Annotated in this window: 16 protein-coding genes; 5 read left to right on the forward strand and 11 right to left on the reverse strand. The window is 67.2% G+C overall.

Annotated features, from left to right (window positions below; genetic code table 11):
* Positions 1-197: 197 nt before the first annotated feature.
* The 9 genes from HHL13_RS22770 to HHL13_RS18445 all read right to left on the reverse strand — a co-directional run bounded on the left by HHL13_RS22770 (position 198) and on the right by HHL13_RS18445 (position 8,655).
* On the reverse strand, positions 198-422 hold the full coding sequence (locus HHL13_RS22770) for a hypothetical protein (protein ID WP_169557401.1): 225 nt from the start codon (positions 420-422) through the stop codon (positions 198-200).
* Between the two features lie 94 nt (positions 423-516).
* A complete protein-coding gene (locus tag HHL13_RS18410) occupies positions 517-798 on the reverse strand; it encodes a hypothetical protein (protein ID WP_169557402.1) in 282 nt (93 codons plus the stop codon).
* Positions 799-805: 7 nt separating this feature from the next.
* Entirely contained in the window at positions 806-1,873 is a 1,068-nt protein-coding gene (aroC, locus tag HHL13_RS18415; protein WP_169557403.1) for a chorismate synthase, read from the reverse strand.
* Positions 1,870-2,397 carry an N-acetyltransferase gene (locus tag HHL13_RS18420; RefSeq protein WP_169557404.1) on the reverse strand — a complete coding sequence of 176 codons (528 nt, stop codon included), beginning with the start codon at positions 2,395-2,397 and terminating at the stop codon, positions 1,870-1,872. The genes aroC and HHL13_RS18420 overlap by 4 nt, the downstream gene beginning before the upstream one ends.
* An 87-nt stretch (positions 2,398-2,484) precedes the next feature.
* Complete coding sequence (fabI, locus tag HHL13_RS18425) at positions 2,485-3,312, reverse strand: enoyl-ACP reductase FabI (RefSeq protein ID WP_169557405.1); 828 nt, start codon at positions 3,310-3,312, stop codon at positions 2,485-2,487.
* Entirely contained in the window at positions 3,309-4,202 is an 894-nt protein-coding gene (locus HHL13_RS18430; protein WP_206377156.1) for a YihY/virulence factor BrkB family protein, read from the reverse strand. The genes fabI and HHL13_RS18430 overlap by 4 nt, the downstream gene beginning before the upstream one ends.
* Before the next feature lie 78 nt (positions 4,203-4,280).
* Positions 4,281-5,228, reverse strand: coding sequence for a J domain-containing protein (locus HHL13_RS18435; RefSeq protein WP_169557406.1), 948 nt, complete (start codon positions 5,226-5,228; stop codon positions 4,281-4,283).
* A gap of 53 nt (positions 5,229-5,281) precedes the next feature.
* Complete coding sequence (locus tag HHL13_RS18440; protein WP_169557842.1) at positions 5,282-6,172, reverse strand: transglutaminase family protein; 891 nt, start codon at positions 6,170-6,172, stop codon at positions 5,282-5,284.
* Positions 6,172-8,655: a circularly permuted type 2 ATP-grasp protein gene (locus HHL13_RS18445; RefSeq protein ID WP_169557407.1), complete on the reverse strand. Its 2,484-nt coding sequence runs from the start codon at positions 8,653-8,655 to the stop codon at positions 6,172-6,174. The genes HHL13_RS18440 and HHL13_RS18445 overlap by 1 nt, the downstream gene beginning before the upstream one ends.
* Positions 8,656-8,850: 195 nt before the next feature.
* Here HHL13_RS18445 and pdxH point away from each other — a divergent pair, with 195 nt between their 5' ends.
* The 3 genes from pdxH to HHL13_RS18460 are packed head-to-tail and all read left to right on the forward strand — an operon-like array spanning position 8,851 to position 11,137.
* Complete coding sequence (pdxH, locus tag HHL13_RS18450) at positions 8,851-9,429, forward strand: pyridoxamine 5'-phosphate oxidase (RefSeq protein ID WP_240953895.1); 579 nt, start codon at positions 8,851-8,853, stop codon at positions 9,427-9,429.
* Positions 9,426-10,349: a cation diffusion facilitator family transporter gene (locus HHL13_RS18455; protein WP_169557408.1), complete on the forward strand. Its 924-nt coding sequence runs from the start codon at positions 9,426-9,428 to the stop codon at positions 10,347-10,349. The genes pdxH and HHL13_RS18455 overlap by 4 nt, the downstream gene beginning before the upstream one ends.
* Entirely contained in the window at positions 10,346-11,137 is a 792-nt protein-coding gene (locus HHL13_RS18460) for a PhzF family phenazine biosynthesis protein (RefSeq protein WP_169557409.1), read from the forward strand. The genes HHL13_RS18455 and HHL13_RS18460 overlap by 4 nt, the downstream gene beginning before the upstream one ends.
* A 4-nt stretch (positions 11,138-11,141) precedes the next feature.
* On the opposite strand, the gene HHL13_RS18465 is transcribed toward HHL13_RS18460, so the two are convergent.
* Both HHL13_RS18465 and mnmA read right to left on the reverse strand, forming a co-directional pair.
* Positions 11,142-11,765 (reverse strand): hypothetical protein, encoded by a 624-nt coding sequence (locus HHL13_RS18465; RefSeq protein ID WP_169557410.1) that lies wholly within the window; start codon positions 11,763-11,765, stop codon positions 11,142-11,144.
* Between the two features lie 22 nt (positions 11,766-11,787).
* A complete protein-coding gene (mnmA, locus tag HHL13_RS18470; RefSeq protein ID WP_206377121.1) occupies positions 11,788-12,897 on the reverse strand; it encodes a tRNA 2-thiouridine(34) synthase MnmA in 1,110 nt (369 codons plus the stop codon).
* Positions 12,898-13,051: 154 nt separating this feature from the next.
* On the opposite strand from mnmA, the gene HHL13_RS18475 reads away from it, so the two are divergent.
* Positions 13,052-13,285, forward strand: coding sequence for a hypothetical protein (locus HHL13_RS18475; RefSeq protein WP_346775615.1), 234 nt, complete (start codon positions 13,052-13,054; stop codon positions 13,283-13,285).
* 105 nt (positions 13,286-13,390) lie between these two features.
* The gene (locus tag HHL13_RS18480; protein ID WP_169557411.1) at positions 13,391-13,690 is read left to right on the forward strand and encodes a DUF1153 domain-containing protein; all 300 of its coding nucleotides are present in this window, start codon (positions 13,391-13,393) and stop codon (positions 13,688-13,690) included.
* The last annotated feature ends 33 nt before the right edge of the window (positions 13,691-13,723 follow it).

The following is a 13,723-nucleotide window of genomic DNA, read 5'->3' on the forward strand; positions in this document are numbered from 1 at the left end:
CACTATCGGGGCGAGGCCAAGTCGATCTGGCTTGACCGTGCTCCGGCGCAGGCCGGAGCATTGGCCTTGCAGAGTCGCACCTTCCAAGGCTTCTGCCTTCGCCGGAGCGAAGCAATGGCTTCAGCGGGACTTCAAAGAGCGGCCGGGCATCTCCGGCCGCTCGATTTCATCAGTCCAAATCCAACGTTGCAAGCCGCTTAGCGGCCCGGCGGCGCGGGTTGGGGCGAGGGCTCGCCCGTCGGGCTGGGCAGCGGCGACGGCAGCGGGCCCGGTCCCGGCGTGGGGCTTTCGGTCGGGGTCGGCGTGGGCGCGGGAACGATAGTCGCGCCGTGGTTCGAATGGCCTTGGGTCGGCGCGTTCTGGGCGATGGCGACGCTCGCGCCGCACAGGGCGGTCAGGCCGATGATGATCCGGGTACGCATGGGATTCCTCCGGGACGGGGTGTCCATGAAGACAAGCCCGCAGCGGCGCCGAGCGTTCCGTCCCTCGACGCAGCCCTGCCGCGCCCGGTCGTATTCAGGCGGCAAACTCGCGCGCCAGCGCCACGACCTTGTCGTAGAGCTCGCCCGACACCGCCGTTCCGGCGAGCTTCACCGCATGATTGACCCGCGCGGTCACCTGCGCGCCCTTCGCCCGCGCGCGCAGCAGGTCGCGGATATCGTCACGCGAGACTTCGTCGCTGCCCGAGGCGATCGAGATCAGCATCGAAGCGAGGTGATGCTGGTCGCGGTCCGCATTCAACCGTGCCTTCCGTCCCGCGAAGATCGAGCCGAGCAGGCCGGTTGCGCCACCGAACACCTACGCATCAGCCACATTGCGCGCGGTGGAGCAGCTTCTGATCGGCCAGAACCAGCGCCATCATCGCTTCGACCACCGGCGCGCCGCGAATGCCAACGCACGGATCATGGCGGCCCTTGGTCATGATCTCGGCGGCATTACCCTCGCGGTCGATCGTCTCGACCGGCGTCAGGATCGAACTGGTCGGCTTGAACGCCACGCGCAGCGTCACCGGCTGACCGGTCGAGATCCCGCCGGTGATCCCGCCTGCATGGTTGGCGAGGAATTCGGGATGGTTGGTGCCCGGCCGCATCGCGTCGGCATTCTCTTCGCCCGAAAGCAAAGCCGCGCCGAAACCGTCGCCGATCTCGACGCCCTTCACCGCGTTGATCGACATCGCCGCCGCTGCCAGTTCGCTGTCCAGCTTGGCATAGAGCGGCGCGCCCCAGCCGGCAGGCACGCCGGTCGCTTCGCACGCGATCACCGCGCCGAGCGACGATCCGGCCTTGCGCGCCTTGTCGACCAGCGCCTCCCAGCGCATCGCCGCTGCGGCATCGGGGCAGAAGAACGGATTGCGGTCGATCTCGGCGGCATCGAAATTGCCCGGATCGATGCGGTCGCCGCCGATCGATTCCACCCATGCGCGGATCTTCACTTCCGGGATCACCAGCCGCGCGACCCCGCCCGCCGCGACTCGCGCCGCCGTTTCGCGCGCCGAGGAACGCCCGCCGCCGCGATAGTCGCGAAAGCCGTATTTGGCGTCATAGGCATAATCGGCATGGCCGGGGCGATAGGCCTTGGCGACCTCCGAATAATCCTTCGAACGCTGGTCGACATTCTCGATCATCAGGCTGATCGGCGTGCCGGTGGTGCGCCCTTCGAACACGCCGGAGAGGATGCGGACCTGATCGGGCTCCTGCCGCTGGGTGGTGAAGCGCGAGGTGCCCGGGCGGCGCTTGTCGAGGAACGGCTGAAGGTCGGCTTCGCTCAGCGCCAGTCCCGGCGGGCACCCGTCGACGACCGCGCCCAGCGCCGGCCCGTGGCTCTCCCCCCAGGTGGTGAAGCGGAAGACTCGTCCGAAGGTATTGAAGCTCATTGGTCTCCGCCCAGTCTCGCAAAGGCCGCGGCATGAACCGCCTCGCCCCGCACGCCGCACGGCATTTTGCCGTCCTGCAATGGCATCGCCATGAGATAGTCACCGGCATAGGGCGACGCAAATCCGCTTGCCCACTCAGTAGAGAAACCAAAGCGCTCGTAATAATCGGGATCGCCCAGCACGAAGGCGATCATCGCCCCGGCATCGCCGAGATGGCGCAAGCCCGCGCCGATCAGCGCCTCGGCCACGCCCTGCCGGCGATGCGACGGCGAGACCGCCACCGGGGCCAGCGCAACCGCGGCGATCGGCTTGCCGTCGATCTCCACCGCCATCCGGCTGAACACCGCGACTCCGGCAAGCATCCCGGTTTCCTCGTCATCGGCGACGAGGGTGAGCACCATGTCGCCATCGATGCACAATTGCTGGACAAGTTGCGCTTCGGCGGGCTGGGGGAAGCTGATGCGCAGCAGCGCATCGATCGCCGCGACATCCCCGCCGGTCGCTCCGCGGATGGCGATGGTCATTCTGCTGCGTCCAAATCAAAAAGGCCCTCACCCTTCCCACGCCTGCGGCGCGGGCCCCTTCCCTCTCCCACAGGGGGAGAGGGAGATTCACGCCAGCGCGATGTCCGGGGCGTCCTCGGCCTTCATGCCGACCACGTGATAGCCGGCGTCAACATGGTGGGTCTCGCCGGTAGTGCCGCTCGACAGGTCGCTGAGGAAGTAGAGGCCGGCGCCGCCGACATCCTCAATCGTCACGTTGCGCTTGAGCGGCGAGTTCAGCTCGTTCCACTTCAGGATCAGGCGGAAGTCGCCGATGCCGGAAGCCGCGAGGGTCTTGATCGGCCCGGCGGAGATCGCGTTGACGCGGATATTGTCGCGGCCCAGATCCACCGCGAGATACTTCACGCTGGTCTCCAGCGCGGCCTTGGCGACGCCCATCACGTTGTAGTGCGGGATCACCTTTTCGGCACCGTAATAGCTCAGCGTCAGCAGGCTGCCGCCGCCCTTGCCGGTCTCCGGATCATAGGGCGTCATCATCGCCGACGCGCGCTTGCACACCGCGACGAACGAATAGACGCTGATGTTCATCGTCATCAGGAAATTGTCGAGACTGGTGTCGACATAGCCGCCGCGCAGCTCGTTCTTGTCCGAGAAGCCGATGGCGTGGACCACGAAGTCGATCGTCGGCCAGCGTTCGGCGAGCGTCGCGAACGCGGTATCCAGCGCGGCCATGTCGGACACGTCGCAATCGATCAGGAAATCGCTGCCCAGCTCTTCGGCGAGCGGACGCACGCGCTTTTCCAGCGCCTCGCCCTGATAGCTGAACGCCAGTTCCGCGCCCTGCTCGCGCAGCTTCTTCGCGATGCCCCATGCCAGCGAACGATCATTGGCCAGACCCATGATCAGCCCGCGCTTACCCTGCATCAATCCGGTCACGTCGGCTTAACCTCCTGCTCTTGAGGCCCCTCTAGCGCTTCCTCGGGCGTTTCCGCCAGTGCCGCGTTTAACTCCGCCCCCACAACGACTCCAAGCCCGATGATGAAGAAGAAGATCAGCGCGATCATCACCCCCGCCAGGCTGCCATAGGTAAGATCGTAGCTGCCCAGCGACGACAGCGCGCGCGGCAGCAGCGCGGTGGTCGCCATCCACCATGCGGTGACGAAGGCGGGACCGGGCCATTTGGGGCATTTCGCCTTGCGGTATTTCCGCGGGGTCAGCGAGTAGAACAGCATGTAGAGCGCGCCGAACAGCGCCAGCGCAGGCACGAAACGCGTATAGCTGACCAGCCGCTGCGCTTCGACCGCGAAGGGGAACACCTTGTAGATGAACTGCTCGACACCGGTCAGCACCACCTGAAAGCTGAACGCGACCATCGCGAGGATCACCGACCCCACCGCCACGCCGATCGCACCCAGCCGGTATCGCCAGAAGGGCGTCGACGACTGGGTGCCATAGGCCTGGCGCAGGATGCCGCGCACCGTTTCGATGAAGCCGGCGGTGGTCCACAGCCCGACGATCGCGCCGAACCACAGCAGATTGCCGGTCCGCGCCTCGAGCACGTCCTGTACCGGTTGGCGCAGCACATTGGCGACTTCGGGGGGCACGGTGTGGAGGAAGGCGTTGAGCGCGTGGAGGCCCTCTCCCGTCCGCCCGATCAGCCGGGCGAGCGCCGCCGCGACGATGAAAAAGGGGAACAGGGTGATCAGCGATAGGTAAGCGAGGTTCCCGGCATAGGTGAACCCATCGGTATAGGTGCCGATCGCCACCCGCTTCAGCACGACGAAGAACCGGTCCTTCACGCCCAGCGACTTCAGCCCGCCGGTCAGCGCCGTGCCGAATCCCCGGCGGCGTGCCTCCGGAGATTCGGGCGAAATGCCTGGCGGTTGTTGTGGCTCCACGCGGGGTCAGACGCCCATCTTCGCGCGCGGGTTCCCCTGATCGCGCGATTGCCAGCCCTCGACAAAGGCGCGCAGTTCGGCGTCGTCGGCGGGCAGATCGACCATCAGCGTGACCAGCAGATCACCGCGCGTGCCGCCCTTCTTGTGGAAACCGCGCCCTTTCAGCCGAAGTGTCTTGCCCGAAGTCGCGCCCTTGGGGACGGTCAGCATCACCGCGCCTTCCGGAGTGGGCACGCGCACCTGCTCGCCCAGCACAGCTTCGGAAAGGGTGATCGGCAAGTCCAGGCGGATATCGTCGCCACTGCGCTTGTAGAAAGCATGCGGCTGGACCTCGATCGTGACGATCGCGTCGCCCGCGCCGCCCTGTCCGGGATCGCCCTTGCCGCTCAGCCGCATCTGGGTGCCGCTCTCGACTCCTGCGGGGAGCTTGAGGTCGATCGTCTTGCCGTCGCGCAGCGTGATCCGCTGCGGCGCGAGCTTTGCCGCATCCTCGAAACCGACCGACAGGCGATAAGCGACGTTCGCGCCCTTGGGCGGAGGCTGACGCCGGCCGAAGCCGCCAAAGCCGCCGCTGAACCCGCCCCCGGGCTGCTGCGCGCCACGACGCGCGCCGCCGCCGAACAGGCCCTCGAAAATGTCGCCGAAATCGCCGCTGTCGCCGCCGAAATCCTGCTGGCGGAAGCCGCCCTGCGGACCGCCGCCGCCGCCGAAACCGCCAAAGGGCGAGGTCGGATTGCCGTCGCCATCGATCTCGCCGCGATCGAAGCGGGCGCGCTTGTCCTTGTCGGTCAGCAGGTCATAGGCCTGCGTCACCGTGCTGAAGCGCTCGGTCGCCTTGGGATTATCCTTGTTCTTGTCCGGGTGCAGCTCCTTGGCGAGCTTGCGGTAAGCCTTTTTGATATCGGCTTCGGCCGCGCCGCGCGGAACACCCAAAGTCTGGTACGGATCTGCCATTATTTCCCTCTTCGACGCGCCGTACATCGGCGCGCCCGGGCAATATCGCAACCCTATCCGGTCACTTCTTCCAAGGGTTCCACATCGACCGAGACGTCCATCTTCTGCGCGCCGGAGCCGAGCACGATGCCGTCGATCGGCGCGATATCGGCATAGTCGCGGCCGATCGCCACCACGACATGATCCTCGGCCATCCAGATGCCGTTGGTCGGATCGACGCCGACCCAGCCGAGAGCGGGGCCGCACCAGATCAGCACCCAGGCATGGGTGGCGTCCGCGCCGACCAGCCGGGGCTGGCCCGGCGGCGGCAAGGTGCGCAGATAGCCCGAGACATAGGCGGCGGGCAGCCCGGCGGCGCGCAGGCCCGAAATCATGATCTGCGCGAAATCCTGACAGACCCCTTTTCGCTTGTCGAACGCCTGACGCGGCGGCGTATCGACCAGCGTCGCGGCCGGATCGAAATCGAACTCGCGCTGGATGCGCAGCGCAAGGCCGATCGCCGCGTCGAGCACGCCGCGCGACGGATCCAGCTCCTGCGCGCACCATGCCGCGATCTGCGGGTCGAGCGGGATCAGCGGCGAAGGGAAGATATAGCTGGCGGGGCTGGCCGGCGACATGTCGCGGCTCTGCCGCGCCCATAGCGCGATCTGCGCCAGCGTGGGATCGGTCGGCGAGGGCACCGGGATCGGGCGGTCGACCCGCACCCGCGCGGTGCTTTCGATCGTCAGCGTGCGCGTGCGCACCTCGACCACCAGCCGCACGACATTGGCCAGCCCCGCCTCGGCGCGGGCCGGCGAGACGCGGCCGCCCGGCTGGATCGTCAGCTTGTAGTCCTCGACTTCCTGCCCCGACCACAGGATCGGCTGAAGCCGCAGATTGCAGCGCGAGAAACCCACAGGCTGGGCATATTCGAACCGCGTCACATGCTTGATGGCATAAAGCATCACGCGAGGATCATGCCTGCTTCGCGCAGCGGCTCGGCGCCCTGAAGGAAGTATCGCCGCGCGATTTCCTGCGACAATGCGCCGAGGCGGTTCTCCAGATCCCACAGCATCGGCGTGTCGATGCTGGTCGCGCGCGCGGTGACCATGATCGCGGCAAGCTGGCGCGCCTGTTCCTGTTGCGGCTCGGCAAGGCCGTCGTCGGACAACACCGGCAGCTTGTTGAGATGCGCGGTCAGCTTGCCGATCTGGAACGCGATGGCGCGCGGATTATAACTGTCGAGCGTGACCAGATCGAGCACGGGTACGCGCGCGATGCCGGTCAGGTAGCGCTGGCGATAGCTGATCTGGCTGTCGGCAAGGTCGAGCAGGGTCGAGAGATCGTCGGCGGTCGCCTCGGCCCCGCCGAACGCACGGACCATGCGCACCGCGGCCACGGCGCGCTCGATCCGGCGGCCAAGATCGAGGAAGCGCCACGCATCGGTACGCCCCATATGCTCGGCGGACAGCCCGGCCAGCGCCGAATAGCGCCGCTGGAGGGATCCCGCCTTGTCGAGCAGCGAGCCCTTGGCCGGGAAGGGCGCATCGAGCAGCTGGATCATGTCGGCCGACAGGCGATCGCGCGAAACTTCCCCGATGCCCTTCGCCTGAAGATTGATCGCGCGAATCGAATACCAGCTGGCTTCGTCCTCCAGCGCGGTCTTCGCGAATTGCTGGAGATCGGCGCGGCGGAGCGATTTGGGCGCGGGCGCCGCGCCATTGGCGACAACGAGGTTGACCAGCTTCTGCACCGTTCCGGGCTCGAGCGCCGCGCCGGTATCCGCGCTGATCGAATGACCGAGGAGCACGCGCAACGCCGCCAGCTGCGCTTCGCCACGCTCCAGATAGCGGCCGAGCCAGAAGAGATTGTCCGCCACGCGACTGGGCAAGGTGCCCGGATTGCGCCGCAACTGGGTCGAATCGCCCGAAGGGAGCAGCGAGACCGGCGCTACCGGATCGGGGCCGTGGATGCAGACATCGGCCGACCAGACGCCTTCGCCCATCACCGGCGCGCGCACGTCGGGATGCTCGCCGATTCGCGCGAAGCCGCCGGGCATCACCGTCCATTCGCCATCCACCCCGCGCGCGGCGAACACGCGCACGGTGAAGGGCCGCGGCGCCAGCGCATCTTCGGACACCACCGGCATGGTCGAAAGCGTGACCACTTCCTGCCCGACATAATCCTGCGGCCGGCGGGCCATGTCCGCCATCAGCGCCGCGCGCGCATCGCCGGTGATCGCCGAACCGAGCGCCGCCCCGTCCGGCAGCCCCAGCGGCGATGGCCCGAAGGCGGGCGAGATCAGCAGCGTATCGAGCGCGCCTTCGACGTGGCAGCGCGCATCGTCCTGCCCGCACCACCAGGTCGCGATATTGGGCAGCTTGAGCCCCTCGCCCAGCATGCTCTGCGCCAGCGCTGGGAAGAAGGCAGAGAAGGCCGGCGCCTCGAGCACCGCCACGCCCGGCGCGTTGGCGATCACGACATTGCCCGCCGCCATCGCATCGACCACGCCCGGCACGCCGATCGCCGAATGCGAATCGAGCGCGAGCGGATCCAGCATCCGCGGATCGAGCCGCCGCCAGATCGCGTCGATCCGCTTGAGCCCCGCGATCGTGCGCACGTAAAGCTGATCGTCGAGCACAGCGAGATCGGCGCCCTCGACCAGCAGGAAACCGAGATAGCGCGCCAGATGCGCCTGCTCGGCATAGCTGGGGTTGAGCCGACCCGGCGTGAGCAACGCGATGCGCGGATCGGTGCGGCGGCACAGCTCGGCCAGCCCCGCCTTGAACGCCGCGAAGAAGGGCGCGTGGCGTTCGATGTTGAGCCGGTTCTGCAACCCGCCCAGCGTGCGCGCCATCGCCAGCCGGTTCTCCAGCGCATAGCCCGCGCCGGCCGGTGCGCGGAGGTGATCGGCAAGGACGCGCCATTCGCCCGAAGGCCCACGGCACAGATCGAACGCGACGAACTGGAGGTGATAGCCCCCCGGTGGGACGAGATGCGTCAGCGGACGGAGAAAGAACGGGCTGCCGGTGACGAGCGCGGCCGGGATATTGCCCTCGCGGACCAGCGCGCCCTCGCCATAGATATCGGCGAGAATCTTCTCCATCAGCTCGGCGCGCTGGCAAATCCCCTCCGAGATTCCGCGCCACTCGTCCGATTCGATCAGCAGCGGCACGGGCGAGAGCGGCCAGGGGCGCTCCTCGCCTTCGCCTGCGATACGGAAGCCGGTGCCGATATCGTCGGCGTGGCGCTGCGCGCGCTCACGGGCATGTTCCAGCGTGTCGCCCGAAAGCCCGGCCAGTTCCTCGAACACCGCCGTCCATGCCGCGTCGTCGCCCTGTCCGGCGCACAGCACGTCGCTCGCCCGGCCCGGCGCGCAATAATCCGCGATCCAGCGGCCGGCGATCGTGCCTGCGTCGAACAATCCCATCGCGGCCTGGCTCGCCATATCGCCCCTTCGGTCCCCATCCGGCTGATGGGGGAAACGATGCTGCCATGCAACAAGGTTCGGACACCGCCCAGTGTCCCATCGGTCACACCGGCGCGAAATGCGCCGTCGGCGTCCGCCGGACGAAGCGGAGCAAGCCGCCAGCCAAGGAGTCGTTCCTCGACACCAAATCGGCGGGAGCGTAGAGGCTCGCCCATGACCACCGATCCGTTCGCCCTGTTCGACAGCTGGTACGCCGAAGCCCGGAAAACCGAACCCAACGACTCCAACGCGATGGCGCTGGCGACAGTCGATGCGGCGGGCCAGCCTTCGGTGCGGATGGTGCTGCTCAAGGGGCACGGGCCCGACGGCTTCGTCTTCTATACCAATCGCGAGAGCCGCAAGGCAGGCGAGCTGGAGGCGGTGCCCAAGGCCGCCCTGCTGTTCCACTGGAAGTCGCTGCGCCGCCAGATTCGCATCGAAGGCACGATCACGCGCGCCGCCGACGCGGAGAGCGACGCCTATTTCGCCACGCGCCACCGCGATTCGCAGCTCGGCGCCTGGGCCAGCGACCAGTCGCGCCCGCTGGCCGACCGCGAGACGTTCGAAGCGCGGTTCGAGGAAATGCGCGCCCGCTTCGAAGGCGGCGACGTGCCGCGCCCGCCGCATTGGGGCGGTTACCGCGTGACGCCGGGCCGCATCGAATTCTGGCAGGACCGCGCGCACCGTCTGCACGAACGCCGCGTCTTCACCCGCGGGGGGAACGACTGGAACGAAGGCCTGCTGTACCCGTGAGCAATCTCGCCCAGCGCGCCGCCATCGCCAGTGTCGCGGCGGCGATCTTCCTTGGCCTGCTCAAGGGCTGGGCGGCATGGATGACCGGATCGGTCGCGGTGCTGGCCAGCCTGGCCGACTCGGTGCTCGACCTGTTCGCCTCGCTGGTGACTTTGGGCGGCGTGCGCTGGGCCGCGCAGCCCGCGGACAAGGAACATCGCTTCGGCCACGGCAAGGCCGAGGCGCTGGCTGCGCTGTTTCAGGTCGTCGTCATTTCGGTCTCGGCCTTCGCGATCCTCGTTCGCGCGATCGAGCAGTTCATGGCCGGCGGCACGACCGAAGCGCCTGAGTTCGGCATCGGCGTTTCGCTGGTGGCAATCTTCATCACTCTGGCGCTCACCCGCTATCAGGCGATGGTCGTCAGCCGCACCGGATCGATCGCGATCACCACCGACCGGGTGCATTACATGTCGGACCTGCTGCTGAACGGCGCGGTGATCGCCGCGCTGCTGCTCGATGCGGTGGTGGGCCTGCGCGGCGCGGACGCGCTGTTCGGTGTGGCGATCGCCTTCTGGCTGTTCTTTGGCGCGTGGAAGGCTTCCGAAGCCGCGCTCGACCAGTTGATGGACCGCGAATGGCCCGACGAGAAGCGCCGCCGCCTTGTCGAGATCGCCTCGGGTCATCCGCAGCTGAAGGGCCTGCACGATCTGCGCACCCGCACCAGCGGATCGAGCGACTTCGCGCAATTCCACATCTGGCTCAACCCGGCGATGAGCGTCGCCGAAGCGCATGACATCACCGACTCGCTCGAACGCCATCTAGAAGCCGAATTCCCCGGCACCGAATTCCTCATCCATGTCGATCCCGAAGGCCAGAGCGATACCGACAACCCGCTGACCGAAACCGACGAGACCGAGTTGCTCAGGAAAGACCCGCAATGAAGCTGCCCTTCGTCCAGATCGACGCATTCGCCGACCGGCCCTTCACCGGCAATCAGGCCGCGGTGATGCCGCTCGACGCGTGGCTCGACGATACGGTGCTTCAGGCAATCGCGGAGGAAAACAATCTCGCCGAGACCGCCTTCATCATCCCCGACGCCAGCGGCGCGGCGGATTACGAGCTGCGCTGGTTCACCCCTGCGGTGGAAGTCGCGCTGTGCGGCCATGCGACGCTGGCAAGCGGACACTATGTCCTCGGCCAGTTTCCAGACCGCGAGCGGGTAACCTTCCGCACCCGCAAGGCTGGCATCCTCGAAGTGGCGCGGGACGGCGACGGTTATGCGATGGCCTTGCCCGCCTATCCGCCCGAACCCGCGGAATTGCCCGAGATCCTCGCCGCGCTCGGCGTGACCAGCGGCGAAACGCTGCGCCACCCGAACGGCTACGACCTCGTCGTCCTCGACAGCGCCGAAGCCGTGCTGGCGCTTCAGCCCGATTTCAAGGCGCTGGCGGCGATCGGCGACACGCTCAACATCGTCACTGCGCCGGGCACCGATACCGACGTGGTCAGCCGCGTCTTCGCCCCGGCGGCGGGAATCGACGAGGATCCGGTGACGGGTTCGGCGCATTCGGTACTGACGCCCTATTGGGCCGCGCGATTGGGCCGCACCCGCTTCACGGCCTATCAGGCGAGCAGGCGCGGCGGCCATGTCGGCTGCGAACTCTCAGGCGACCGCGCGATCCTGCGCGGGAAATGCGTCACGGTGATCGAGGGCGTGTTCACGCTGTGAAGCGTCAATAGACGTCCTTGAACGACCAGCCGCTCAGGCCGATCAGGTGCAGGCCGACCGCGCGGATGGCACCATCGTCCGGGCTCCAGCGCTTGAAGAAACGATAGCCTGCGCGATCGACGCCCTCGATGATCCACTCGGAGCCATCCATGCCCAGTTCGCAGTTGGCCGGCGCCTGATCGAAGATCGCATTTCTCGCCATCACGCCGCGCAGCCCTTGCACCTCTGCCGCGGTCATTGCCCGATCGACCCTTTTGGCAATCTTCCCCGGATCATAGCCACCGGCGCCGGACAATTGCCTTGCGGCGAGACGAAAGCCGCCGCCGGGCACCGGCTCGACGCGAATCACGACAGGTGCGTGGAACGTGCGCAGCCAGGTGAAGCGAAGGATGAAGTCGTCGCCCGATGGTGGCTTTCTTGCGGCCACGTAAAGCGAAGGCTCCTGCGCCGCGCGGAGATGCTTCGAGAACCAGCCATTCTCGAAATCACTGAGGATGGGCATCGGACGGCCATTGTCACGGCAGCTGAGGGGGGTCGTGGCCAGAGCGGGCGGGAAATAAGGGTCCGGCGGCATCTCGGCCGACGACAGGGCGATTTGCGCAAGGCTCCACGTCAAAGGTCCGATCATCGCCGATCTCTCTTCTGCCTTGTCAGACGGCCGCCATCTCCGCCCGTTCGGTCTCGGCGATCCAGCCACCGCCCAGTACACGCTCGCCGGCATAGAGCACCGCCGCCTGTCCCGGCGCAACGCCATATTCGGGCGTGTCGAACACCAGCCGCTCGCCATCGAAGCGCGCGGGGACCGGCTTGGCCATCGAGCGGACCTTCACGGTCATCTCGCCCGAATAGTCGCCGCCCAGCCAGTTGACGTTCTCGACTCGCGCGGCGCGGACCGCCAGTGCGCGCTTCGGCCCGACGATCACGTCGCGCGTCGCGGGATCGAGGCGCAGCACGTAGAGCGGCTCGGGGCTGCCGCCGATCTCGAGGCCGCGGCGCTGGCCCACGGTGAAGTGGATGAAGCCGCGATGCTCGCCCAGCTTGCGCCCGGCCTCATCGACGATCGCGCCGCCGGTCTCCGCCTCGGGACGCAGCTTCTTCACCAGCGTGGCGTAGTCGCCGTCGGGGACGAAGCAGATATCCTGGCTGTCGGGCTTGCCCGCCACGCCCAGCCCCAGCTCGGCCGCCAGTTCGCGAACCTGTGCCTTGGGCATGCCGCCCAGCGGAAAGCGCAGGAAATCGAGCTGCGCCGAAGTGGTGGCGAACAGGAAATAGCTCTGGTCGCGCGCCGGATCGTACGCGCGGTGCAGCTCCGCCCCCTGCGCGCCCATCACCCGCCGCACATAATGGCCGGTCGCGAGGCAATCCGCGCCGAGATCGCGCGCCAGCTTGAACAGATCGGTGAATTTCGGCCCCATATTGCATTTCACGCAGGGGATCGGGGTGCGCCCGGCGAGATATTCGTCGGCGAAATCGTCGATCACCGTCTCGCGGAAGCTGCTCTCGTGGTCGAAGACGTAATGCGCGATGCCCAGCTTGTCGCAAACCGCGCGCGCGTCGCGAATGTCGCGGCCCGCGCAGCAGCTGCCCGCACGGCCCACCGCTTCGCCATGATCGTAGAGCTGGAGCGTGACGCCGATCGTCTCCGCGCCCGTCCGCGCAGCGAGTCCCGCCACCACCGACGAGTCGACGCCGCCCGACATGGCAACGACGATGCGTCGTGCCTTGAGCGGCTCCGCCAGCTGGAAATCCCCGGTCATCATGGGCGCGCACATAGGGGCACGCGGCGTTTTGCGCCAGTCCGGGACGCTTCCGCCCCAGAATGGGACCAAGCGTTAAGCCCCCGTTTTCATGCCCTTTACCGGCCCTTCATTGATCCTCGTTAGGAATGGCCATCCGATAGAAATTCGATTGGATGTGTTTGTGGATTTGAGCTTCGCCAGGCTGGACAGGGATTTCGCGGTCACCGCGATGCCCACCGAGCTGGCGGTTCTGCTGGTCGGCGTAGCCGCGCGGCAGGCGTCGTCCCCGACCGCCCGGGCCCAGGCCCGGCTGGATCTGGTGACGCCGGCCGAAGCGCTGCTCGCTCCGCTGCACGCATCCTTTCACCGTGCCGTCGCTGCCGCGCTGAGAAGCTGGCAGCGGGAATGAAGACCGCGTTTACCGTGCCGTTTTAGCCGATGTTCAAGTCAGGTGAATTACGGTCGTTTCAGTGTTGAGTGAGAGGGGGCCCCCCGCCCCGATCGAGGTTGGTAGATGATTGAGAACCAGAAAATCCGTCCCGCGAAAGTGATTGGCCCGCTCGGCGAACCGCTGACGCTGGATTCGCTTCCCCCGCCCGAGACGACCCGCTGGGTCGTGCGGCGCAAGGCGGAAGTGGTCGCGGCGGTCAATGGCGGCCTGCTCAGCGTGGACGAAGTTTGCGCCCGCTACGGCCTGACCGTCGAGGAATTCGCCGGCTGGCAGCGCGCGATCGATCGCTCGGGGATGCCGGGACTGCGCGTGACGCGCATCCAGCATTACCGCTCGCTCTACGAGCGCCAGCAGAAATACTGATTTTCCCGCTCCCATCGGGAATGGAACGGCCCG

Origin of the sequence: Sphingomonas sp. G-3-2-10 (genome assembly GCF_012927115.1) — a bacterium.
In the GTDB taxonomy this organism is placed as follows: Bacteria; Pseudomonadota; Alphaproteobacteria; order Sphingomonadales; family Sphingomonadaceae; genus Sphingomonas.